General features: G+C 59.6%; 17 protein-coding genes, 2 pseudogenes and 2 riboswitches. Of the genes and pseudogenes, 8 read left to right on the top strand and 11 right to left on the bottom strand.

Annotation, left to right across the window (positions count from 1 at the left end):
• Window positions 1–954, top strand: a 954-nt coding sequence (locus AC5E6N_RS07560; protein WP_491747244.1) for an indolepyruvate oxidoreductase subunit beta family protein, incomplete at its 5' end; no start/stop codon positions are given.
• 7 nt (window positions 955–961) lie between these two features.
• Here the strand turns inward: AC5E6N_RS07560 and AC5E6N_RS07555 are convergent.
• Window positions 962–1,366: a RidA family protein gene (locus AC5E6N_RS07555; protein ID WP_491747243.1), complete on the bottom strand. Its 405-nt coding sequence runs from the start codon at window positions 1,364–1,366 to the stop codon at window positions 962–964.
• A gap of 266 nt (window positions 1,367–1,632) precedes the next feature.
• Here AC5E6N_RS07555 and AC5E6N_RS07550 point away from each other — a divergent pair, with 266 nt between their 5' ends.
• On the top strand, window positions 1,633–2,094 hold the full coding sequence (locus AC5E6N_RS07550; RefSeq protein ID WP_491747242.1) for a hypothetical protein: 462 nt from the start codon (window positions 1,633–1,635) through the stop codon (window positions 2,092–2,094).
• On the opposite strand, the gene AC5E6N_RS07545 is transcribed toward AC5E6N_RS07550, so the two are convergent.
• A complete protein-coding gene (locus AC5E6N_RS07545) occupies window positions 2,075–2,269 on the bottom strand; it encodes a hypothetical protein (protein ID WP_491747241.1) in 195 nt (64 codons plus the stop codon). The genes AC5E6N_RS07550 and AC5E6N_RS07545 overlap by 20 nt on opposite strands.
• A gap of 258 nt (window positions 2,270–2,527) precedes the next feature.
• A riboswitch (cobalamin riboswitch) is annotated at window positions 2,528–2,729 on the top strand.
• 122 nt (window positions 2,730–2,851) lie between these two features.
• On the opposite strand from AC5E6N_RS07545, the gene AC5E6N_RS07540 reads away from it, so the two are divergent.
• The 5 genes from AC5E6N_RS07540 (at window position 2,852) to cobF (ending at window position 10,557) form a co-directional block, all read left to right on the top strand.
• Window positions 2,852–4,096 (top strand): aromatic ring-hydroxylating oxygenase subunit alpha, encoded by a 1,245-nt coding sequence (locus AC5E6N_RS07540; protein ID WP_491747240.1) that lies wholly within the window; start codon window positions 2,852–2,854, stop codon window positions 4,094–4,096.
• 18 nt (window positions 4,097–4,114) lie between these two features.
• A complete protein-coding gene (locus AC5E6N_RS07535) occupies window positions 4,115–5,203 on the top strand; it encodes an FAD-binding oxidoreductase (RefSeq protein ID WP_491747245.1) in 1,089 nt (362 codons plus the stop codon).
• A gap of 265 nt (window positions 5,204–5,468) precedes the next feature.
• Window positions 5,469–5,674, top strand: a riboswitch (cobalamin riboswitch).
• Between the two features lie 105 nt (window positions 5,675–5,779).
• Window positions 5,780–8,620: a ribonucleoside-diphosphate reductase subunit alpha gene (locus AC5E6N_RS07530; RefSeq protein WP_491747239.1), complete on the top strand. Its 2,841-nt coding sequence runs from the start codon at window positions 5,780–5,782 to the stop codon at window positions 8,618–8,620.
• A gap of 29 nt (window positions 8,621–8,649) precedes the next feature.
• Window positions 8,650–9,780 (top strand): ribonucleotide-diphosphate reductase subunit beta, encoded by a 1,131-nt coding sequence (locus AC5E6N_RS07525; protein ID WP_491747238.1) that lies wholly within the window; start codon window positions 8,650–8,652, stop codon window positions 9,778–9,780.
• 3 nt (window positions 9,781–9,783) lie between these two features.
• On the top strand, window positions 9,784–10,557 hold the full coding sequence (gene cobF / locus AC5E6N_RS07520; protein ID WP_491747237.1) for a precorrin-6A synthase (deacetylating): 774 nt from the start codon (window positions 9,784–9,786) through the stop codon (window positions 10,555–10,557).
• 230 nt (window positions 10,558–10,787) lie between these two features.
• On the opposite strand, the gene AC5E6N_RS07515 is transcribed toward cobF, so the two are convergent.
• The 4 genes from AC5E6N_RS07515 to AC5E6N_RS07500 all read right to left on the bottom strand — a co-directional run bounded on the left by AC5E6N_RS07515 (window position 10,788) and on the right by AC5E6N_RS07500 (window position 14,492).
• Window positions 10,788–11,291 carry a flavin reductase family protein gene (locus tag AC5E6N_RS07515; protein ID WP_491747236.1) on the bottom strand — a complete coding sequence of 168 codons (504 nt, stop codon included), beginning with the start codon at window positions 11,289–11,291 and terminating at the stop codon, window positions 10,788–10,790.
• Between the two features lie 56 nt (window positions 11,292–11,347).
• Window positions 11,348–12,391 (bottom strand): methionine synthase, encoded by a 1,044-nt coding sequence (locus AC5E6N_RS07510; RefSeq protein ID WP_491747235.1) that lies wholly within the window; start codon window positions 12,389–12,391, stop codon window positions 11,348–11,350.
• A 30-nt stretch (window positions 12,392–12,421) separates the two neighbouring features.
• Window positions 12,422–13,399 carry a DUF1852 domain-containing protein gene (locus AC5E6N_RS07505; protein ID WP_491747234.1) on the bottom strand — a complete coding sequence of 326 codons (978 nt, stop codon included), beginning with the start codon at window positions 13,397–13,399 and terminating at the stop codon, window positions 12,422–12,424.
• Window positions 13,400–13,619: 220 nt separating this feature from the next.
• The gene (locus AC5E6N_RS07500) at window positions 13,620–14,492 is read right to left on the bottom strand and encodes a LysR family transcriptional regulator (protein ID WP_491747233.1); all 873 of its coding nucleotides are present in this window, start codon (window positions 14,490–14,492) and stop codon (window positions 13,620–13,622) included.
• A gap of 512 nt (window positions 14,493–15,004) precedes the next feature.
• Here AC5E6N_RS07500 and AC5E6N_RS07495 point away from each other — a divergent pair.
• A pseudogene (locus AC5E6N_RS07495) lies at window positions 15,005–15,361 on the top strand (transposase family protein); the annotation flags it as partial.
• Window positions 15,362–15,691: 330 nt separating this feature from the next.
• On the opposite strand, the gene AC5E6N_RS07490 reads toward AC5E6N_RS07495, so the two are convergent.
• The 5 genes and pseudogenes from AC5E6N_RS07490 to AC5E6N_RS07470 form a co-directional block, all read right to left on the bottom strand.
• Window positions 15,692–16,870, bottom strand: coding sequence for an alpha-D-ribose 1-methylphosphonate 5-triphosphate diphosphatase (locus AC5E6N_RS07490; RefSeq protein ID WP_491747232.1), 1,179 nt, complete (start codon window positions 16,868–16,870; stop codon window positions 15,692–15,694).
• Complete coding sequence (locus AC5E6N_RS07485) at window positions 16,867–17,757, bottom strand: metallophosphoesterase family protein (protein WP_491747231.1); 891 nt, start codon at window positions 17,755–17,757, stop codon at window positions 16,867–16,869. The genes AC5E6N_RS07490 and AC5E6N_RS07485 overlap by 4 nt, the downstream gene beginning before the upstream one ends.
• Window positions 17,758–17,890: 133 nt before the next feature.
• Window positions 17,891–19,159, bottom strand: a complete 1,269-nt coding sequence (locus AC5E6N_RS07480; RefSeq protein WP_491747230.1) for an extracellular solute-binding protein — start codon at window positions 19,157–19,159, stop codon at window positions 17,891–17,893.
• 308 nt (window positions 19,160–19,467) lie between these two features.
• Window positions 19,468–20,736: an ABC transporter substrate-binding protein gene (locus tag AC5E6N_RS07475; RefSeq protein WP_491747229.1), complete on the bottom strand. Its 1,269-nt coding sequence runs from the start codon at window positions 20,734–20,736 to the stop codon at window positions 19,468–19,470.
• Window positions 20,737–20,996: 260 nt separating this feature from the next.
• A pseudogene (locus AC5E6N_RS07470) lies at window positions 20,997–21,166 on the bottom strand (hypothetical protein); the annotation flags it as partial.

The following is a 21,166-nucleotide window of genomic DNA, read 5'->3' as shown; positions in this document are numbered from 1 at the left end:
GTTGAAGCCAGTCTGAAAGCCTTTGGAGCCGCATTCGAGAGAACGGCGGATGGCGTGCAGCCCGTTGATCCGGATGAAAGCCAGAACGGGGCTGGCATATCCATGGCGGCGCCGACGGGGTCCGGTCCCCTGATGTCGAAATGGCAGGCGCTTATGGCCCGTATCGCAGACTGGCCGGAAACGGTCGGTGAAATGGCGCGGCCGGGCCTGCAGAAGGTCGTCGACTTCCAGGATGCCGCCTATGGGAAGGAGTATCTCGACCGGGTCGGCGACGTCCTGTCGCGTGATAGAGACGACAAGGGATATCGGCTGACGCGCGAGGCGGCAAAATACATCGCCAATGCCATGGCCTATGACGATGTCATCCGCGTTGCCGATCTGAAGACACGGGCGCAGCGATTTGCACGGATCCGCTCGGAGATGGCCGCGCCTGACGATTCGCTGGTGCACCTGACCGAATTCATGCACCCCCGCGCCGAGGAAATTGCCGGAATGCTGCCGGCCGGTCTCGGACGGCGTGTTGAAGCCAGCAAGCTCTGGATGGCCCGGCTTGACCGCTGGTTCAACAAGGGGCGGCGATTGCGCACGGATCGGCTGAGGCCATTTGCCATGCTTTATGTGCTGGGCGGTCTGCGCGGCTATCGCCGGCGCACGCTGCGCCATGCGATCGAGACGGAGCATCTCGACCGCTGGCTCGGTACGGCATTCGATTATCTCGCTGACGATTACGATCTCGCCGTTGAGATCATCCGGTGCCGTCGGCTGATCAAGGGCTATTCGGATACGCACGCAAGGGGCCTGTCCAAATTCGACCGCGTGCTGGATGCGGCAAAGCTGGTTGCCGGACGGGACGATGCCGCGCAGTGGATCGAGCGCCTGCGGGAAGCCGCGCTGAAGGATGAAAAGGGTGAAGCGCTGGACGGCGCCATCGAGACCGTCCGCAGCTTTACCTGAATGCCGATCAGTCCAGCACGGCCGTTGCCTCGACTTCGATCAGGAAATCGGGCATTGCGAGTGCCTGCACGCCGATGAGCGTGTTCGCCGCCGGTGTGACATCTCCATAGAAGCCGCCGATGGCCGGACCGATGATCTCCAGCTTGTCCGGCGAATAGTCCACAACATAGGTGCGCAGGCGCACGACGTTCTGTGCGCTCGCACCACATGCCGCCAGGACCTCGCTGAGATTGGCGAAACATTGCGCCGCCTGGGCCGCCAGATCGCCCGGGCCGACCAGTTCGCCATTGGCGTCCCAGGCCACCTGACCGGCAAGATGCAGGAGACGGCCGCCTTCGCTCTCGACGGCGTGGGAAAAGCCGAATTGAACGGCGTTGTACATCGAGGTCGGATTGATCGCGCTGCGTTTCATGACTGCTCCTGACTTTTCCGGATGCAAAGGGCAAACGGAAAACTGGCTGATTACGGAAGGCGCACGATATCATGCCGGTCGCACCGGACAACGGTCCCGGATTTGAAATCATGGCATGCGTCGATCAGCGATACCGGCGGCTTTCGTCGCAACACGGCCAAATTATAACTTGACATTAGTATTCAAGAAAAAATAGCGTGCTGCCAAACAAAGGGGACCACGGGACGGACGCGCTCGGCGGTCGCATGATTGAAAGCCGATAAACGATGACAGAAAGACAAGCGACGGAAAAGAAAACGGCGCCGGCGTCGAATGCCGGCTTCGATGGCCGGGACCTAGTCCTCCTGACAGTCATGCGCCGGTTTCTGTTGGCCTATGCGGACCCGTCCAAACCGTATTGGGAAACAGCCATGGATTTTTCCGTGGCCTCTTTCGGTCATGCCTGGGGGCCGGGTATGGCCTATTCGATCATGGATGTGCTGCGCAAGATGCGCCAGGCGCGCAGGACGGTATTCGCGTTCATGAGCCCTTGCTGCGCGTCCTGCGCCGCGAAGACGACCGACTGCGAGCGCCTTTTGTTGCAGACGATTTCTTCAATGCGCCGGGGCGATCATGCAAGAGCCCGTATGGATGCACTCATTCTGTGTGAGGGACACGATACGGACCGGTTTCTGGCTGCGGTTTCCCGGCTGGTCGCAAAGCCTGCCCTCAATCCGCTGCCGGGGTGATGCCGGCGCGGACAGCGGCGTTGCCGGCGCCTTGCCTGATATCGATGCCGTTCCCGTTCGCACCGCCCATGATCCACCGCCCGGTCTTCAGGCGGATCGTGATGCTGTTTCGTTGCGGCGGTCCGGCTGCGGCGAACGGGTCTCCGGGGCACATCTGCCCGTCTTGCGCCCGCATTTGGCATATCCGCCAATGTTCATTGCAGGCCGTGCCGGGCAACTATGCGGCCCTGGCCGCGTTTCGATACCATGTCATGATCCTGTGGCGACGCATGCTGAGGCGGCGCAGCCAGAAGGATGCCATGACCATGGTAGCATGGGATAACTCTGATCGGTTGCCGCGTCCTACTCAAACGGTGACGGATGGTCAGGTTACGTTGTCGCCCTCCGGAGATATCATGTCGCTTTCGTTGCCGCGAAATTCCGCAACCTGTGTTGGATTGGATGTGTTCGAGGTGTCGCCTTGCATGCGCATGGCGGAGAATTGGGAAGCCGGTCGAATGCCGGCGCTGCCCCCGCAACGGTAGCGGAGCGAAAGTCCCGACGACAGCCACTGGGCATTTTGCCCGGGAAGGTGTCGGGACGGTCCTGAAGGACGGCTCCGGAGCCCGGAAACCAGCCTTGATTCGTTGGAACCCGATCGATCGCGGTGGGCGATCAAGAGGCAAGGCCGCATGGCTTCTGGCGTGTCGCCCGGCATGTGCGCTATTCCTCAAAACCACCACGGCCGATCCTTGCCTACCAAGCGGGAGGATTGAACATGAGTGCGTGGGAACAAATGCGGCAACGGATCGACAGCCGCAGGCAGGGCTTCTCCCTGGACCGGAGCTTTTACACCGATCCCGATGTCTTCCAACTCGATATGGAGCTCATCTGGTATCGCCAGTGGCTGTTTGCCGGCCACGATTGCGAACTGACACGGCCCGGCAGTTTCTTCACGATAAAGATCGGCGATCATCCGGTCATCGTCCTGCGCGACCGGCAGGGCACAATCCGCGCCTTTCACAACAGCTGCCGTCACCGGGGCAGTCTGGTCTGCACCGCCAAAAAAGGCATGTCGGCACGCCTTGTCTGCCCCTATCACCAATGGACCTATGACCTCGACGGTACGCTTGTGTTTGCCCGCCAGATGGGGGAAGATTTCGATGCTTCGCAGTTCGGGCTCAAGCCGGTGGCTTGCGAGAGCGTCGGCGGTTACATCTTCATCTGCCTTGCAAAGGAGCCGCCGGACTTCGCTGCTTTTCGCGCAGTGATGGAGCCTTACTTCGCACCGCTCGGCCTGACCGATGCCAGGGTCGCCCATGAAAGCACGATCGTCGAAAAGGGCAACTGGAAGCTTGTCTGGGAGAACAACCGCGAGTGCTATCACTGCTCCGGCAATCATCCAGAACTGTGCAAGACTTTTCCCGAAACGCCGGCGTTCACAGATCTGCAGGCCGTCGAAAACGATCCCGAACTGGGCGAATTGTGGGCGCGCAGCGAAGCGGCGGGCCTGCCGGCGCGCTACCGGGCTGACGCCGACGGTCAGTTCCGCCTCATGCGCGTGCCGCTGGTCGGCGATGCGGTCAGCTACACGATGAGCGGCAAACCGGCCGTGCGCCGCGGGCTTTCGGACAAGGCGCCGGACGGGCATTTCGGTGCGCTCCTGCTCTACCACTACCCGACCACGTGGAACCACGGGCTCGGCGATCACGCAATCAGCTTTCGTGTCATGCCCTTATCGGTGACGGAAACCGAGGTGACGACAAAATGGCTGGTGCACAAGGATGCGGTCGAGGGCGTCGATTACCGTCTCGATAACCTCATCCATGTCTGGACCGAGACCAACGATCAGGACCGCCGCGTGGTCGAGGACAATGCACAGGGCATCGCGTCGCCCGCCTATGAGCCCGGACCCTACAGCCCCGTTCACGAAGGCGGCGTGATCCAGTTCGTCGACTGGTATGCGTCTTTCATGGATCGCGCTCTCAACAGCGACGATTCCGTTCTCAGCAGCGTGGCATAGGGCAAAACCATGAACGATATGAGCGAGGCGCCGCTTTATCGCCACCTTGATGAAATGGCACCCTGGGACGATCGGTTGCAGGTGCTGGAAGTCATAGCGGTCAGCGATGAGGTGCCTAGTGTCAAGACCTTCACTTTCCGCTCGGACAATCAGACCTGGTTTCGCTATCGCCCCGGGCAGTTCATCACGTTGGAGCTTCTCGTTGGCAATGAGCCGGTTTTCCGCACCTATACGCTATCGTCCAGCCCGTCACGGCCGTTGTCGATCGCGGTAACCGTCAAGGCACAGCCGGACAGCATCGGCACACGATGGATGTTCGACAAGCTCAGGCCGGGCGACTATGTCCGCGCCTATGGCCCTGTCGGCGACTTCTCCCATCACAACCATCCGGCGGCCAGCTATCTGTTTCTGTCGGCCGGATCGGGCGTTACACCCATGATGTCGATGCTGCGTTGGTTCAACGACTGCGCGCCATGGACCGATGTCGTGTTCATCAATTGCGCGCGGCGGCCGGAGGAGATCATCTTCCGCAGGGAACTCGAACTCCTCGGCAGCCGCATGCCGCGCCTGTCGCTTGGCTTCGTCGTCGAGGAACGTTCTGCCAACGAGGGCTGGGCCGGCCATGTCGGCCGCATCGACGCGGTCCGTCTGCCGCTGCTCGCCCCGGACTTCCTCGATCGTGAGGTGTTCTGCTGCGGTCCGGAACCCTTCATGGCCGTCGTCCGCGACATGCTGGAAAACAGCGCCTTCGACATGGCGCACTATCACCAGGAGAGTTTTGCAACCGCGCCGCCCGAGGCGAACCCGGCCATCGGCGACCAGCAGGATGGCGATGACCTTGGCGATCATCGGGCGATCCGGTTCGCGCTGTCGGCGGTCGATGGCGTCTGCGCCCCCGATCAAACGGTCCTGCAGGCCGCACGCGCGCACGGGCTGCGCATTCCCGCCGCCTGCGAATCCGGCCTTTGCGGAACCTGCAAGGTGCTCAAGACCAAGGGTTCGGTCGAGATGAGCCACAATGGCGGCATTCTCGATGAGGAGATCGAGGAAGGCTACATCCTGGCCTGCTGCTCGAGACCTTTGACAGCGCTGGAAATTGAGGCATGAACCCTTGCGTACCCGTTCGTTTTGGAGCGGAAAGCTCGAGATTCGGACAATGCAGTCTCGCGTCGTTTGTTGATGTATGAGGCCAGGTTCTGCAAATGAACGCCCTTGGCGTGTGTATGAGCCTGGCGTTTTGCCGGTTCAAGACCCGCTCTTGCCTTTTGGAGGCTTAAGGCGCGGCGCTCCTTTTGGGTGGCCCGGTGTCACTTCCGATGCTCGCGCCTGTGCATTTTCATAACGATATGTTGACACCGACAATCAGTCCTATACCAGATATTGAAGTCATGGTTCTTCCGCATCGCCTGATTCGGAAGCTAAGAGGGAAACCGGTGCGCTTTTCGCAAAGCCGGTGCTGCCCCCGCAACTGTAAGCGGTGAGTCATCGCCAATCGTGTCACTGAGGTGGACGCCTCGGGAAGACGGTGGATGGCAACGACCCGCGAGCCAGGAGACCTGCCGTGATGCATTTGAACGTCCACGGGCGGGGTGTCCCGGCGGTACGCTTGCATTGACGGTCTTTCCTCCGTCATTACGCTCGCGTCCTCGCGCATGTCCCCGTCCACAACGCCACGGGGAAAAGATGCCGGCAACGACAGCACTCAAATCGGACGGAACCACGACGGTTCCCGCTTCCATCGAAATTCAGACGAACGCGCCGGCGGAACCCGGATACCGCATCATACGACGTAACGGGGCAGTCACGCCCTTCGATCCGGCCAAGATCACGGTTGCGCTGACCAAGGCCTTCCTCGCCGTGGAAGGTTCCACCGCCGCTGCTTCGCGCCGCGTCCATGAAGTGGTGGAAGAATTGGCCGAACAGGTCATCACGGCGCTGATGCGGCGGGTCGGCGAAGGACGCACCTTCCATATCGAGGATGTGCAGGACCAGGTCGAACTGGCACTGATGCGCGGTGGCCATCACAAGACAGCCCGCGCCTATGTACTCTACCGCGAGGAACGCGCGCGCGAACGTGCAGCCGATACAACACAGGAGACCGGGAAAGAACCTGCGAAAGGCCTCCAGGTGACGGCCGACGACGGCAACCTGGCGCCACTCGACGAGGCGCGGTTCACGGCGATCGTCGCGGAAGCCTGCGACGGGCTTGAGACCGTTTCGCCCGACGCCGTGCTGAGCGAAGCGCGGCGCAATCTCTATGACGGCATCACGCTCGACGAGTTGTCGTTGGCGCCGATCCTTGCCGCCCGCACGCTGGTCGAGCAGGAGCCCGATTACAGTCTTGTCTCCGCCCGCCTGCTGCTCGACCGGCTGCGCCGCGAGGCGTTGAGTTTCGTTTCCGGCCGACCGGAACAGGCGACCCAGACCGAGATGGAAGGGCGCTATGCCGGCTATTTCAGCCAGTTCATCGAGGCAGGCATAAAGGCCGAGTTGATCGACCCCGAACTGGGCCGCTTCGATCTGGCAAGGCTCGGCGCGGCGCTGAAGCCCGAGCGTGACCTGACTTTCCAGTATCTCGGGCTGCAGACGCTCTACGACCGCTATTTCCTGCACACGAAAGGAAAACGCTTCGAACTGCCGCAAGCCTTCTTCATGCGTGTCGCCATGGGGCTCGCCACGCGCGAGATCGACCGCGAGGCACGCGCCATCGAATTCTATAACCTGTTGTCGTCCTTCGATTTCATGTGCTCGACGCCGACGCTGTTCAACTCCGGCACGCTGCGCCCGCAATTGTCGTCGTGCTTCCTGACCACCATCGGCGACGATCTCGATGCGATCTTCAAGGGCGTGAAGGACAATGCGCTGCTGGCCAAGTATTCCGGCGGGCTCGGCAATGACTGGACGCCGGTGCGCGGCCTCGGTGCTCACATCAAGGGCACCAACGGTCAGAGCCAGGGCGTGGTGCCGTTCCTCAAGGTCGCCAACGATACGGCCATTGCCGTCAACCAGGGAGGCAAGCGCAAGGGCGCGGTCTGCGCCTATCTGGAAACATGGCACATCGACATCGAGGAGTTCCTCGATCTCAGAAAAAACACCGGCGACGACCGCCGCCGCACACATGACATGAACACCGCCAACTGGGTGCCGGACCTGTTTATGGAGCGCGTCGAGGACGACGGGGAGTGGACGCTGTTCTCGCCTGACGAGGCGCCGGACCTGCACGATCTTTATGGCGCCGATTTCCGCAAGGCCTACGAGGCCTGCGAGGCGAAGGCAGCGGCCGGCGACATCAAAGTGTCGAAAAAGGTGCCTGCGCTTGATCTTTGGCGGCGCATGCTGACCATGCTGTTCGAGACCGGCCATCCGTGGGTCACTTTCAAGGATCCATGCAACATCCGCTCGCCGCAGGGCCATGCCGGCGTTGTCCACTCGTCGAACCTGTGCACTGAGATCACACTGAACACGTCCAAGGACGAGGTGGCGGTTTGCAATCTGGGTTCCGTCAATCTCGCCAACCATGTCACCGAAAAGGGGATCGATCTCGACCGGCTTGCACAGACCGTCGGCACTGCGATGCGCATGCTCGACAACGTAATCGACATTAACTTCTACACCATCCCCGAGGCGCGCCATTCCAATCTGCGGCATCGCCCGGTGGGGCTCGGCCTGATGGGCTTCCAGGACGCGCTGCAGAAGCTGCGCATTCCCTACGCGTCTGATGAGGCGGTGAGCTTCGCCGACACCAGCATGGAAGCGATCAGCTATCAAGCAATCTCGGCATCGGTGGGCCTTGCCGCCGAGCGCGGCCGCTATGCGAGCTTCAACGGTTCGCTGTGGTCGAAGGGCGTGCTGCCACTCGATTCGATCAAGCTTCTCGAGGAAGCCCGACCTGGCGTCGAGATGGTCACCGGTTCGACGCTCGACTGGGAGAGCCTGCGCAAGCGCGTGAAAAAGACCGGCATGCGCAATTCCAACACGATGGCGATCGCGCCGACGGCGACGATCTCCAACATTTGCGGTGTGTCACAATCGATCGAACCCGCCTACCAGAACCTGTTCGTCAAATCGAATATGAGCGGCGATTTCACCGTGGTGAACGCCGCACTCGTCCACGACTTGAAAGAACGCGGCTTGTGGGACGAGGTGATGATTTCGGACCTCAAATATTTCGATGGCTCGGTCGGCCAGATCGACCGCGTGCCCGATGATCTGAAGGCGCTCTATGCGACCGCTTTCGAGATCGACTCGGCCTGGCTGATCGACGCCGCGTCGCGCCGCCAAAAGTGGATCGACCAGGCCCAGTCGCTGAATCTCTACATCGCCGAACCGAGCGGCAGGAAGCTGGACGAACTTTACCGCCTGGCCTGGAGGAAGGGGCTGAAGACCACCTACTACCTGCGCTCGCGCTCGGCCACCCATGTCGAAAAATCGACGCTGAAAGGCACCGACGGCAAGCTCAACGCCGTCGCCGCCGCGCCGCAGGCTTGCGCCATCGATGATCCCGAATGCGAAGCCTGCCAGTGAGCGGCGAAAGAACGGAAAGGAACATGAACATGCTCGACTGGTCAGAACCGAAAGCCGATAGCGCCTCTGCCGTCTCTCTCCTGCCGGCAGATGCCGACGCCGTGGCCGATGCCACGGGGCTCGGCGATATCGAACGGGGCGCGGCGCGCGTTACCGTCGACGACAAGCGCATGATCAATGCGCGTGCCGACGTCAACCAACTCCTGCCGCTGAAATACCGCTGGGCCTGGGAGAAGTATCTTGCAGGCTGTAACAATCACTGGATGCCGACCGAGGTTTCCATGCAGGCTGACGTTGCGCTGTGGAAGTCGGCCGACGGGTTGACGGAGGACGAACGGCGTATGCTCAAGCGCAATCTCGGTTTCTTCACCGCGTCGGAATCGCTGGTCGCCAACAACATCGTGCTGGCCATCTACCGGCACCTCACCAATCCCGAATGCCGCCAATACCTGCTGCGCCAGGCCTTCGAGGAGGCGGTCCACACCCATACCTTCCAGTATATCGTGGAAAGCCTCGGCCTCGACGAGGGTGAACTTTTCAACATGTATCGCGAGGTTCCGTCGATCACCGACAAGGCGGCCTGGGCTCTCGACTACACGAAGCATCTCGATGACCCGGCTTTCGCCACCGGCACGCAGGAAGCCGACCAGGCCTTCCTGCGCGACCTCATCGCCTTCTATGTCGTCTTTGAAGGCATGTGGTTCTATACCGGATTCGCGCAGATCCTGTCTCTGGGCCGGCGCAACAAGATGGTCGGCATCGCCGAGCAGTACCAGTACATTTTGCGCGACGAGTCGATCCACCTGAACTTCGGCATTGATGTCATCAACCAGATCAAACTTGAAAACCCCGACCTCTGGACCAAGGCGTTCCAGGATGAGGTGCGCGCCATGCTGAAGGATGCCGCGGAGCTGGAAGCCGCCTATGGGCGGGACACCATGCCGCGTGGCTTCCTTGGACTGAACGCCGCGCTGTGCGAGCAGTACATGCACTTCATCGCCAACCGTCGCTGCGCCCAGCTCGGCCTTGCGCCGGTCTTCGCGGAAGCGGAAAACCCGTTCCCGTGGATGAGCGAGGCGATGGATCTGAAGAAGGAAAAGAACTTCTTCGAGACCCGCGTCATCGAGTACCAGAACGGCGGCGCACTGAGCTGGGACTAGGTCATGAAGCGGAGGGTCATCATCATCGGGATCGGCGCCGGTAATCCGGATTATGTAACCGTTCAGGCCATCAATGCCCTTAACGAGGTTTCCGTCTTCTTCATCCCCGACAAGGGAACGGAGAAGGCGGACCTTGCGCGCCTACGCCGCGAAATCTGCGAACGCTACATTAGCGGACAGGACTACCGGATGTTGGATTTCAACGTGCCTCGCCGTGAAAAGTCTGCATCGTCTTATAATCAGGGCGTGGAAGCGTGGCGCAATGAGGTTGAGCAGGTCTACGAGCGCCTCCTGATCGAGGAACTTGGCGATGACGAGTCCGGCGCTTTTCTCGTCTGGGGCGATCCGTCGCTCTATGACGGGACGTTGCGCATCCTCGACAACATCCGCGCCAAAGGTAATTTCGAACTGGAATATGAAGTCGTGCCGGGCATCAGCAGCGTGCAAGCACTGGCTGCGCAGCACAAGATCGCGCTCAACCGCATCGGGGAGTCGATCATGATCACGACGGGGCGAAGACTGGCCGAGGGGTTTCCGAACAATGTCGACAGCGTTGTCGTGATGCTTGACGGTGACACAGCCTTCACATCGGTGGAAGGCGACGTGGACATCCACTGGGGCGCCTATGTGGGGACCCCTGATGAAATCCTGATCTCAGGCAGACTCAGGGAGGTATGCGGTGAGATCGAATGCCTGCGCGAGCAGGCGCGCGAGCATCATGGTTGGATCATGGACAGCTACCTGCTAACAAGACCAAAAGGTCTGTCAGACGAGTGATGTGCGCCGGATTTTCCGACCGCAGCACATCGTCTTTCGGATTTCGGGATATCGTTTTTCATCGTGTCCGAAATCTCAAGGCACTGATCGAGCCGCCAGAGGCATGAAACCACTTCAACTCGTGCGGACACAGCCTTTCATTGAAAGGGAAAAGCTCGGAAGACGCCTTTAGGCTGGCATATCCAGATCATCCGTGAAGAGGGCACGCGCAAAGCCACCTTCAGCAGGGCTCAACCGGCCGGATGAGCGGCAAGGCTGCCAAACTGCCCCGCATGGTACAGAAGTGGCGCGGCTGCCGGGTCACGGTCCAGATGCCGGACACGGCCCAGGAGGAGGACATGATCCCCGGCCTCGACCTGTTGTACGACATCGGCCCATATGACGGCTGCGGCATAGCGCAATATGGGCAGGCCATGGCGCTCCAGGAACAGGTCCTTCAATGTCTCGTCTGACCGCCCTGCAAAATGCATTGCATGCGGGCGCATATTCTGAGCCAGTATGTTAACTGCAAAACGGCACGATTTCCGGATCTTTCCCAGCATCTTCGACCGTCGGTCCAGAGAGATGGAGATCAATGGCGGGTCGAGCGAGACCGACATGAATGCACTGACCGTCGTGCCGTGATCGCCTTCGGGTGTGCGGGTGGTGATCACGGTAACGCCGGTGGCGAACCTGCCACAGCAATCGCGCAGGGCGGGTGGGTCGATCATGTCCATAGCGGCGGTGTCAGACATGGGAATCCTCCCCCGTCAAAAGGTGGTGACAGTGCAAATCAGTTCCGGCTCAGGCCTTACTCCGCAGCAAGCGGAGTCGATAGCTCCCGCCGGATGATTTCGGCGCCTGCGGACAGAGCACTGAGTTTACCGCGCGCGACCTGACGTGACAGCGGCGTCATCCCGCAGTTGGTGCAGGGGTAGAGCTTGTCGGCATCCACGAACTGAAGCGCCTTGCGCAGGGTGTCGGCGACCTCCTCAGGGGTTTCGATGGTATTGGTCGCCACATCGATGGCGCCCACCATGATCTTCTTGCCCCGGATCAGTTCGATGAGTTCCAACGGAACATGCGAGTTGTGGCATTCCAGAGAAACCAGATCGACACTGGAAGCCTGGATACCGGGGAAGATCTCTTCATATTGCCGCCATTCGGAACCGAGCGTCTTCTTCCAGTCCGTATTGGCCTTGATGCCGTAGCCGTAGCAGATGTGAACGGCCGTCTCGCATTTCAGCCCTTCCTTGGCCCGTTCCAGGGTGGCAATCCCCCAGTCGTTCACCTCGTCAAAGAATACGTTGAACGCGGGCTCGTCGAACTGAATGATGTCCACACCGACCGCCTCAAGCTCCTTCGCTTCCTCATTGAGAATCTTGGCGTACTCCCATGCGAGCTTCTCGCGGCTGTTGTAGTAGGCGTCAAAGAGCGTGTCGATCATGGTCATGGGTCCCGGAAGCGCCCATTTGATGCGGGCGTCGGTCTGTTGACGCAGGAATTTGGCATCTTCCACGAAAACCTGCCTTTCGCGGCACACAGGTCCCACGACGGTCGGCACGCTCGCATCATAGCGATCCCGGATCCTGACAGTCTCGCGTTTCTCGAAATCAACGCCTGTGAGATGCTCGATGAAGGTCGTGACGAAATGCTGTCGCGTCTGTTCTCCGTCGCTTACGATGTCAATGCCCGCGCGCTGTTGCTCGACCAGGGACACGCGGAGCGCATCTTGCTTGGCATCGGCCAGTTCCTCACCTTGCAGCTTCCACGGCGACCACAGTTTCTCGGGCTCCGCGAGCCAGGAGGGTTTCGGCAGGCTACCTGCAGTCGACGTGGGGAGTAGTTTGTTCATGGGAGATGACCTCGTGGTTTTCCTGTCTGGTCAGAGAGCGGCCTGGGCGGACCACGCGTCCAGAACGGTGCGACGCGGTTTAATGAAGTGTTCCTCGGCAAATTTCCCCTGTTCGATCGCCAGCCGGGTCCGTTCTTCCCGGTCGTAGATTACGCGCGTGGGCGAATAGTCCTGATGCTTCAGGCTCGGTGTGTAACGTTGGCCTGCGACGGAATTGGCGTTGTATATCTCGGGGCGGTAGATTTTCTGGAAGGCTTCCATCGTGCTGATGGTGCCAATGAGTTCGAGATTGCTGTAATCGTTGAGCAGATCACCGGAGAAGTAGAAAGCCAGCGGCGCGACACTCTTCGGCGGCATGAAATAACGCACCTCCATACCCATCTTCTGGAAATACTGCTCGGTCAGGGAGGAGCCGTTCGGTTCATATTCGACACCCAGCACAGGATGGTCGTTCGCCGTCCGCCGATATGTCTTGGTCTCGGAGACACTTAGGCAGATCACCGGAGGTTTGCGGAACCGCGACTTGAAGGCATCCGAGGCGACGAAGGCTTTGAAGAGCTTTCCGTGTAACTCGCCGAAATCGTCCGGAACGCTGAAGCCCGAACAGTCCTTGTTGTGTTTGGGCAGCACGATGCTGAAATCATAGTCCCGCACATAGGAAGAGAAGTTGTTCCCGACGAGACCGTCGATGCGCGTGTCGGTGTTCCGGTCCAGGATCGTCGTCTTCAGGACTTCGATCGCCGGGAAGGTATCTCCATTGCCTTTGATATCCATCTCGACGGAAATGATGTCGAGTTCGACAGAGTAACGATCGCCCTCGGGATTGTCCCAATGCGCAAGGTCGTTGCAGCGATTGTCAATCATTTTCAACGCGTTGCGCAGGTTCTCCTTGCGACGCTCCCCTCTCGCCAGATTGGCGAAATTGGTGGTGATCCGCGTGCCGTCGGATGGCGTGTAATCTTCGTTGAAACGAATGCTCTTGATTGTGAAGGTGAAATCTTTGGTCATGGTTTTGCTTAGTCAGTTGGATTCGTTGTGCCGACGATGGGCCGTGCGGGTTGTATGCCTCAGCCCAAACATGAACAAAAATGATTTCTTTTCAGAAAAACATGACACGGTGTCATGGGCAGAGCGGAATGCTCGAGAATCCCTGCACCTGCGAGATTTCCTTGTCCCTGCATTTGCGCAGAAAAAGTGAGATTGAGTCATTCGGCCACGCGAGGGAAGTTCAGATCTGAACGGTCTCGGCTAACTGCATGAAGCCATCCAGATAGCTGGCTGCCATGCCCTTGCGATGGCCTAGGTGGATGGACTTCGCGATTCCCTGGCCGAGCCGCACGCCCTTCACCCCCTTGGCCCCGCGCAACAGCCAATCGGGGATGGCGCTAACGGCGCGGCCCGAAGCCACCAGCCGCAACATCAGATCGGTCGTCTCCACCGTGCGGTGACGGCGCGGCAAGGTGTTGGCTGGGACAAGGAAGCGGGTATAGATATCCAGCCTCTCGCGGGCGACGGGATAGGTAATCAGGGTCTCGCTCGCCAGATCCTCGGGTGAGACCCACTGTTTTTGGGCCAAGGGATGGTTCTCCGCCACCGCCAGAACCAGCTCGTAATCGAAGACAGGCTTGTATGCGAGCCCCGGGCGCTCGATCGGATCGGGTGTGACGAGAATGTCGATCTCATGGCCCAGAAGTGCTGTTAGCCCGCCAAACTGGAAGGCAGTGGTCACATCAAGCTCGACATCGGGCCATTCCGCCAGGAACGGGTCCACCACCCGCATCAGCCAGTCCTGACAGGGGTGACACTCCATTCCGACCCGGATCGCGCCGCGCCGCCCGCGCGCATAATCCTCAAGCACCGCCGCGCCACGTTCAAGCTGCGGCAGCACCCGCATCGCCAATCCCAGGAGATAGTCTCCCGCCGGCGTCAGGCGCAGCTTGTGGCCCTCGCGCTCCCAGAGCTTCACCTCATAGCGCTCCTCGAAACGGCGGATCGCATGGCTGACCGCCGATTGGGTCAGGCACAGCTGATCGGCGGCCTGGGTCAGGCTGCCCGTCCGGTCAATCTCGCGCAGGATGGCCAAAGGTTGGATATCGATCATTGAACATGAATCCCTGTCATGTATCTGTGATATATTCCAGCTTCACGTCATGATCAAACATAACCGCGGTCCTTCCAAATGGGACTGTTGCATAATCCGCTGATGGCAAGCGGCTCTGCGGGAACTGAGGTCGTCTATGGCCAAGCAGAGGCCATTCGCGCATCAAAGGTTTGCCACCACTGGATATGCCGGGGCGGCGGCAGCCAGAAGCGGATTTGAGCATTGGAACTTCCAATCCGGTGTCACCGAGGCTGCAATGCTCGTATCGAGCGTTCTAAGTCCGATGGTCTCATAGAGAGGTCCTTGCCCGGCGGCGTTCGGTTCAGCACGGTGAACTGCTGCCGGTGATTTGAGACAGTTCCTTGTTGGCCGTTTGGCACTTTGAAAGATAGAACGAAATGACTCACCTACCAGAAAAGTAAATAATGTCAGTCAGTCCAATGTTGATATATTTTAGTCCCGGGGTTTGATGGAATCAGTTTAATTGCTTCCTCATCATTGCGGGAGGCTTTATGGGCCAAGTTCTACACAGATGCGCCACGACCACTTACGCCGTCAGAGCAGCGATACAGCGATCGAAAGCTTCGAACGCGGAATTAGCCGAGCAGTATGGCGTCAATCAGAAGACAATCCGGAAATGGCGGTCACGCAAGAGCGTCGAAGATGCACCGATGGGGCCAAAAGAGGTTCGCTCGACCGTCCTGTCACCCGAGGAAGAAGCGGCGTACATCGCCTTTCGCAAGCACACGCTTTTGCCGCTGGACGACTGTCTTTAAGCGTTACAAGCGACGATCCCGCATCTGACCCGCTCCAGTTTGTACCGCTTGTTTCAGCGTCATGACATATCCCGCCTGCCAGACGTCGTTGGGAAGGGTTCAGACCAATGTCTGCCGAAATCGCAGTTCGATCGCAAACTACGCCGAACGCCATCGCGCTGGAAAGCGGATCGCGACATCACCCGCCGAGGCAAGCGTGAATGTGCCTGTCGCGAAGCGGTTTGCGAAGAAACAGCAGATGAGATGGTCCCGATCCGGTGCGCATTGCCTGCTCAAAGTGCGGGCCGCCATGCTGAATGGCGATCTCTCGGAACGAAACCGATACGAACGAACCCAAACCAATGCTTCATCCCGGGTCGTAAGCTTGCTCGAACCAACGCCACCGCTTCTCCAAGCCGCTTGACCCCAGACAATTGAACGGTCTCACTTCACAACAGCGCGGCCCTCAACCCAGACGGATCGAACCAATGGAGTATTCGCGTCGTTCTGGCTAACGCGGACGAGGTCGGCGCGCATATCTGGCGCAATCCTACCTCTGTCATCCAAGCCAAAGATCCTGGCCGGGTTGTGTGTCGCCAGAGCAACTGCTTCCGGAAGTGATTCGACGATTCCAGTCCGCACGCCGTGGAAAATTGCCTGTAGAATACTGGCGGGAACATAGTCCGATGAAAGGATGTCCACCAATTCCGACTGGATGAGATCCTTGACAGCCGCATTGCCGGCATGGGAGCCACCACGAACGATATTCGGAGCGCCAGCGACAATACTCATATCGAGTTTGCGCGCTGCGCTGGCTGCCTCATGCGTCAGTGGAAACTCGCTGATTGTCATGCCGAGACCGGCGGCCTGTTGTGCATGTTCGGCCGTGACATCGTCATGGCTGCCAAGCAGGAAACCGATCCTCGCCGCTTTATCGCTCAACCAATGTCGGTGACGCTCTGCGCGACCGTCGTCAAGTGTTCTCGCCCGCTCGATCAGACGCTCAAGCTCCGCTTCGTCATTGTATCCGCGCTGACGCAGAATCGTGCGGTATTGACGCAGGTTCCGGCGGGGGCTGTCCTCCAGAACCGTAACGAAGCGTAGCCTCGGGTGGCCCAGCAACACGTCGATCGTCTCGGGGAGGCTGGGTTCAAGCACATCCGCGCGCAGATGCAGATAGTGATCTGCGCGGAGCACACCACGATCATATGCGGTGTCTATGCCGGCGATCATTCCTGGCAGGATGTCGCGTCGGTAGTCTTTGCCTGATGCGCCCATGGCACCGACACAGACGGAGTCGAACACAGTGGTAATGCCGGAGGCAATCAATACGGCATCATAGCTCACAGCCGCGATCGCTCCGTCCCAGTACGTGCCGGCACGGGGCACCGCGTGCTTCTCAAGATGATCCGTGTGCACGTCTATGAAGCCGGGAAAGAGATAGTCGCCTTCCAGATCCTCCGCATGGCTGAGGCGTGACGACCCATGATCCAGTGAGCGTATGATTCCGCCGACGATCTCCACGGTTCCGCAAAACGCCTCGTCCGACGTTACAATGCGCGCATTGGTGAGCACGCGACATGTGCCGTTGTTGCGAGCGCGTGAAACGGTTTGCTGCTTCATGTTTTCAGGCCCTCAAGATAGAACGGCGCGCTGTGCGTGTATTTACGATAAAGCTCGATGCTGCCGCTGCGCATCCAGCCACCGATATCGATCAGCAACAGATCGTCCGGCTCGGCGAATTCGACATGGAGGGTCTTTCCGATGGTGACGACCGTCCAACCGACCTTCCTCTCACCGCCCAAGGAGGGGCTCCAATTGCATGCGGCGTCGGTGACGAAAGCAAGCGGCGCACCCCAAACATGGCGCACACCTTCGAGAACGGTGTTGCGACGTTCATGCCGGTGGCCGGCAAGGATGAGTTCAATGCGCTCCTCGGCCAGATAAGGCTCGAGCAAACGCCGCGCCGGTGGATACCAGAACTTCTGATTGAATTCCCCGTCGCGCATGCTGCGATGAAAAGGCGGCTTATGAGTCACGAGAATAACCGGTTCGGGGTGATCCATTGCGGCGGCAAGAAACGCCTCTTGATCCGCCTCGTCTTTCAGTCCCGAGCCCAGCAATTGGCTATTCAGGCCGACGATCCTTCGCCCGCCAAGATCGACCTGCCAATAGTCACGTCCCAGGTGCTGCCGATAGCGGTCCAACACGTCGGCGTCGATCACGCCTTCACCTCGCTCGTCGGGAAGATCCTGCGGCACCGGATTGGCACCGACATCGTGATTGCCCGGGACGGCCAGCCAACGGCATGGCAAGCGGTCGCATTGCTCGCGGACGAAGGCGAGATCATCGGGATTTCCGGGGCCGTCGAGCGCGTTGTCGCCGCCGAAGACGATCAGGTCCGGCGGTTTTCGGCGCATCGCCGCAATGAAGACTTCCCAATTGAAATGAAAAAACGGCCGGCTGCGCGACAGGTGCGTATCGGTAACGAAGACGAATGTCCTGCTCATTGAAGATCAAGTCCTTTAGGTGAAGGCGGCACGCGCGTCCAAAGGACGCCCGTGCTCGTTGATTTGCGGCAATAGCGCGGTTCCGTTGGCCGGTTCTTTGCCGTCATTGCGCAATACGTTCTGCACCGTTGCGCTAAGCGCAGGCGTCAGCCAACAGGGCTTCCACGTCGGTGATCATTTCCGGAAGGGTTTCCTTGGCGGTGCGGCGCCCAAAGACGACATCCTCGATATGATCCTGGACCACATCGCGGATCTTGACAGCGTTTTGCCCGGCCCAATTGTACCAGCCGGTCAACACAGGAAGCTGCGATGCGCCCACAAGCTTATTCGGGAACTTACGATAGTAGTTGCCCAGCAAATCAGGCGTCTCTATCGCCAACTGGCTCGACGGCATGTATCCCGTGAACTTTGCGACCTGCGTCTGGCCGATGGCACCGGTTGCAAAGCGGATGAAGTCCCAGGCCGCCGCCTGACGTTCAGCATCCTGCGCCAGCATGACGGCAATGGCACCACCCGCGGGTATGCGACCGTCCTGCGATGCCAGCGGGTAGGGCAGAACCCTGAACTCGAAATTGTCCTGCGAAGCCTCTTCCATCTGGGCAATCTTGGATGTCGAACTCACCCATATGCCCACCGTACCGGCAGCGAAGGCGGCACGCACCTGGTTTTGCGACATCTCAGGCATGCCCTCGCGATGCAGCATCTCGAACGTCTCAAGTGCCTTCATCACGGGTTTGGTGCCGAAAGCGACCGAGCAGCCATCGTCGCTTCCCATCGTACCGCCGAAGCTGTTGACCACAACTTGCAAGTTGTAGTTTCCAGCGCCGCCATAGTCATGATAGAAGCCGACGACATCGTTTCCCAGCTCCGCGATTTGTTGACCGGCCCGGGCGAGGCCCTGAAGGTCGGTCGGCAGGGCGTCGACCGACAGGCCGGCCCGCTCAACCAGGTCTGCGTTGACGTAAACAACCGGAACCGAGGTCGCGAATGGCAGTCCGTAGATATGGCCGTCCAGCCTGGCCAGCGAGAGCATGGAATCCAGGTATCCCATCTTCCGCCACTCTTGTGCAGACTTAACGAACGGATTGAGCGGTACCGCGAGCTCTTGATCAGAGAGAATTCGCATATAGTTGCCACCGGTGAAGAAGACGTCCGGCATGGAGCCGACAAGGCGGTCCCGGAGCACCTGCGACGTTGCCACGTCGTAGTTTTCTGCCGGCGTGCGATACGCGATCCTGATATCCGGGTGCTCGGCCTCGAAGCGTTCGGCGATGTCTTCCTTCACGTCTCTATAGTTGTTGGGAAAGGCATAAAGGACGTCGAGCACGATTTCTGCCTGAGCGGCGGTTGCCGATAGCGACGCGCCCAACATGACTGCCGAGGCGATCGTGGATTTCCACATGGGTTTCTCCTTGTCTGAACGAAGCGTTAGGCTGCCTGCCGATCTGATCGGAGACGGTTTTGAACAGGGAGCCGGCCCACCCCAAAATTGAGGTGTTGGAGGTCGAGCCATTCATAGTTCCCTAGGGAAATATGAATTAAAATCGTAACACCCTTGTGACACCCGACGACAAAGCGACAGGCCGCCCGGTGGATAGAGCGCGATACTCGGATGCAAGCATCCGAAGATTGCCGCGGGTCTTTGGTCACCGCGGCAAAAACACTGCCGGATTTGCTGACGCCGGCTGCGATTGATCGATCGCGTTCATCTCAGGGGAGCAGTTCCCGAGCGGTCTCGGCCATATTGGACAGAGCGTCTTCAGGTGTGGCTCGCCCGGCGATAACGTCGAGTTGCTCGTCGATCATCCGATCGAAGATTCGCGCCGAGTTGTCACCGGGAAATGCGTACCAGTCCGAAATGACCGGGAACCGGTCCACAACCAGCCTGTGATGCGGGTTTTCCTGATAGAAGGCCTGCAATGCTTCCGAGTCTTCGGCCGCACGCCGGTTGATTGGCGCATAGCCAGTCGTATCGACCAGCACTTCTTGCCCTTCAGCACCCGCGGCAAATGTCATGTATCGCCAGGCGGCCCGCTGGCGGGCTTCGTCCGCAGCCAGCATAACAAGACCGTTTCCGGCTCCCGGCAGCGATGCGCCCTCCGCCGGGATTGGCAACTGGCCCACATCGAACGCGAAATTGCCTTCAGCGGCTTCGATGAAGCGGGGCAGAATGCTTGCCGAACGAATGTAGATGCCGATGCCGCCGGCCATGAATTGCTGGCGCGCCTGATTGTCGGACATGTCGATCTGTCCGGCATCGCCGTGCCGTTTGAGGATTTGCAGCGCTTTCAGGCCTTCCGGACTGTCGAAGGCGATATCTGTCTCATCTTCGTTCATCATCTGGCCGCCCAGACTGAGAAGCAGGGTCTGAAACATCCAGGCCGAGGTTGCATCGGCTTCCATGTAGATGCCGATGATATCTTCGCCGAGCGCATTGACGTCTTGCGCCGCTTCAAAGATCTCGTCCCAGGTTTCCGGCAGACCGTCATTCTCATACCCGGCTTGCGCCAGGAGGTCGCGATTGTAGAAGACAAGCGGTATCGTCGTTGCGAACGGGATGGCATAGATTTTCCCCTCTATGGTTGCCGTCTCCCGCAAGCGCGGCAGGTAGCCGAGCGCTTCCCAGCCTCCGGCTTCCTCGATGAAGGGGTCGAGCGGCACCACAAGCCCCTGATCGACCAGGACACGCACATGGTTCAGGCTTTGATGGGAGACGTCGGGAAGCTCTCCGACGACGGCCCCGCGCAGCGTTTCCTGCAACAGTCCGGTCCATTCCTCCGACCCAAGCTGGTAGTTGACGGAGAGACCCGGGTTTGCGGCGGCGAATCTATTCGCCATATCGTCGGCAACGCGCGCCGGTGTGCCGCGAGGAATTGAGACTTCAACCGCTGTCTCCTCGCTTAGGGCGCGATCGGGAAAAGCCGTCATGCCGGCCGATGCGGCCAGCACAATGGCTCCGAATGATGTCCAGATGTTCATAAAAGCTCCTTTGGATAGCGTTTTCATCCTCCGTGCAGCCGAGGTTCGGCCCATGGCCGACAAGGCCCCGACAGTGCTGGGCGGGCAAAGAAGCCGGCCGGCATCTCACCGAACTGCTTCGACTGTTATCGTCGATCAGGCGCCGCTCAGCTTCTAATTCCCTAGGGAACTATATTTGGGATTTGTGACAGCGCTATTGCAGTGGAGGCGCCCGAGATGAAAGAGCGGAACCGGTGCTACATGGTGCGCCACCTGTTGGATCAATCGCGCGGTTGCATCGTCACGAACAGCGGGTAATGGTCGGAGGCCTCGATATCCTGCCGCACCCGAGCAGCCGCGACATTTTCGGCAAGATCGGGCGTGACGAAGCAATAGTCGATACGGCGCGCATTGTCGGCTGAGGTCGCCCCGTCCGGGTTGCTCTTGCCGA

Source organism: Hoeflea sp. (assembly GCF_984452065.1).
The sequence above is the reverse complement of the archived record's forward strand: the minus strand, read 5'-3'. Positions and strand labels throughout refer to the sequence as shown.

Bases quoted from the DNA above. Each gene is read 5' to 3' on its own strand.
- AC5E6N_RS07555 (WP_491747243.1), bottom strand. From the start codon at position 1,366: ATGAAACGCAGCGCGATCAATCCGACCTCGATGTACAACGCCGTTCAA.
- AC5E6N_RS07550 (WP_491747242.1), top strand. From the start codon at position 1,633: ATGACAGAAAGACAAGCGACGGAAAAGAAAACGGCGCCGGCGTCGAAT.
- AC5E6N_RS07545 (WP_491747241.1), bottom strand. From the start codon at position 2,269: ATGCGGGCGCAAGACGGGCAGATGTGCCCCGGAGACCCGTTCGCCGCA.
- AC5E6N_RS07540 (WP_491747240.1), top strand. From the start codon at position 2,852: ATGAGTGCGTGGGAACAAATGCGGCAACGGATCGACAGCCGCAGGCAG.
- AC5E6N_RS07535 (WP_491747245.1), top strand. From the start codon at position 4,115: ATGAGCGAGGCGCCGCTTTATCGCCACCTTGATGAAATGGCACCCTGG.
- AC5E6N_RS07530 (WP_491747239.1), top strand. From the start codon at position 5,780: ATGCCGGCAACGACAGCACTCAAATCGGACGGAACCACGACGGTTCCC.
- AC5E6N_RS07525 (WP_491747238.1), top strand. From the start codon at position 8,650: ATGCTCGACTGGTCAGAACCGAAAGCCGATAGCGCCTCTGCCGTCTCT.
- cobF (WP_491747237.1), top strand. From the start codon at position 9,784: ATGAAGCGGAGGGTCATCATCATCGGGATCGGCGCCGGTAATCCGGAT.
- AC5E6N_RS07515 (WP_491747236.1), bottom strand. From the start codon at position 11,291: ATGTCTGACACCGCCGCTATGGACATGATCGACCCACCCGCCCTGCGC.
- AC5E6N_RS07510 (WP_491747235.1), bottom strand. From the start codon at position 12,391: ATGAACAAACTACTCCCCACGTCGACTGCAGGTAGCCTGCCGAAACCC.
- AC5E6N_RS07505 (WP_491747234.1), bottom strand. From the start codon at position 13,399: ATGACCAAAGATTTCACCTTCACAATCAAGAGCATTCGTTTCAACGAA.
- AC5E6N_RS07500 (WP_491747233.1), bottom strand. From the start codon at position 14,492: ATGATCGATATCCAACCTTTGGCCATCCTGCGCGAGATTGACCGGACG.
- AC5E6N_RS07490 (WP_491747232.1), bottom strand. From the start codon at position 16,870: ATGAAGCAGCAAACCGTTTCACGCGCTCGCAACAACGGCACATGTCGC.
- AC5E6N_RS07485 (WP_491747231.1), bottom strand. From the start codon at position 17,757: ATGAGCAGGACATTCGTCTTCGTTACCGATACGCACCTGTCGCGCAGC.
- AC5E6N_RS07480 (WP_491747230.1), bottom strand. From the start codon at position 19,159: ATGTGGAAATCCACGATCGCCTCGGCAGTCATGTTGGGCGCGTCGCTA.
- AC5E6N_RS07475 (WP_491747229.1), bottom strand. From the start codon at position 20,736: ATGAACATCTGGACATCATTCGGAGCCATTGTGCTGGCCGCATCGGCC.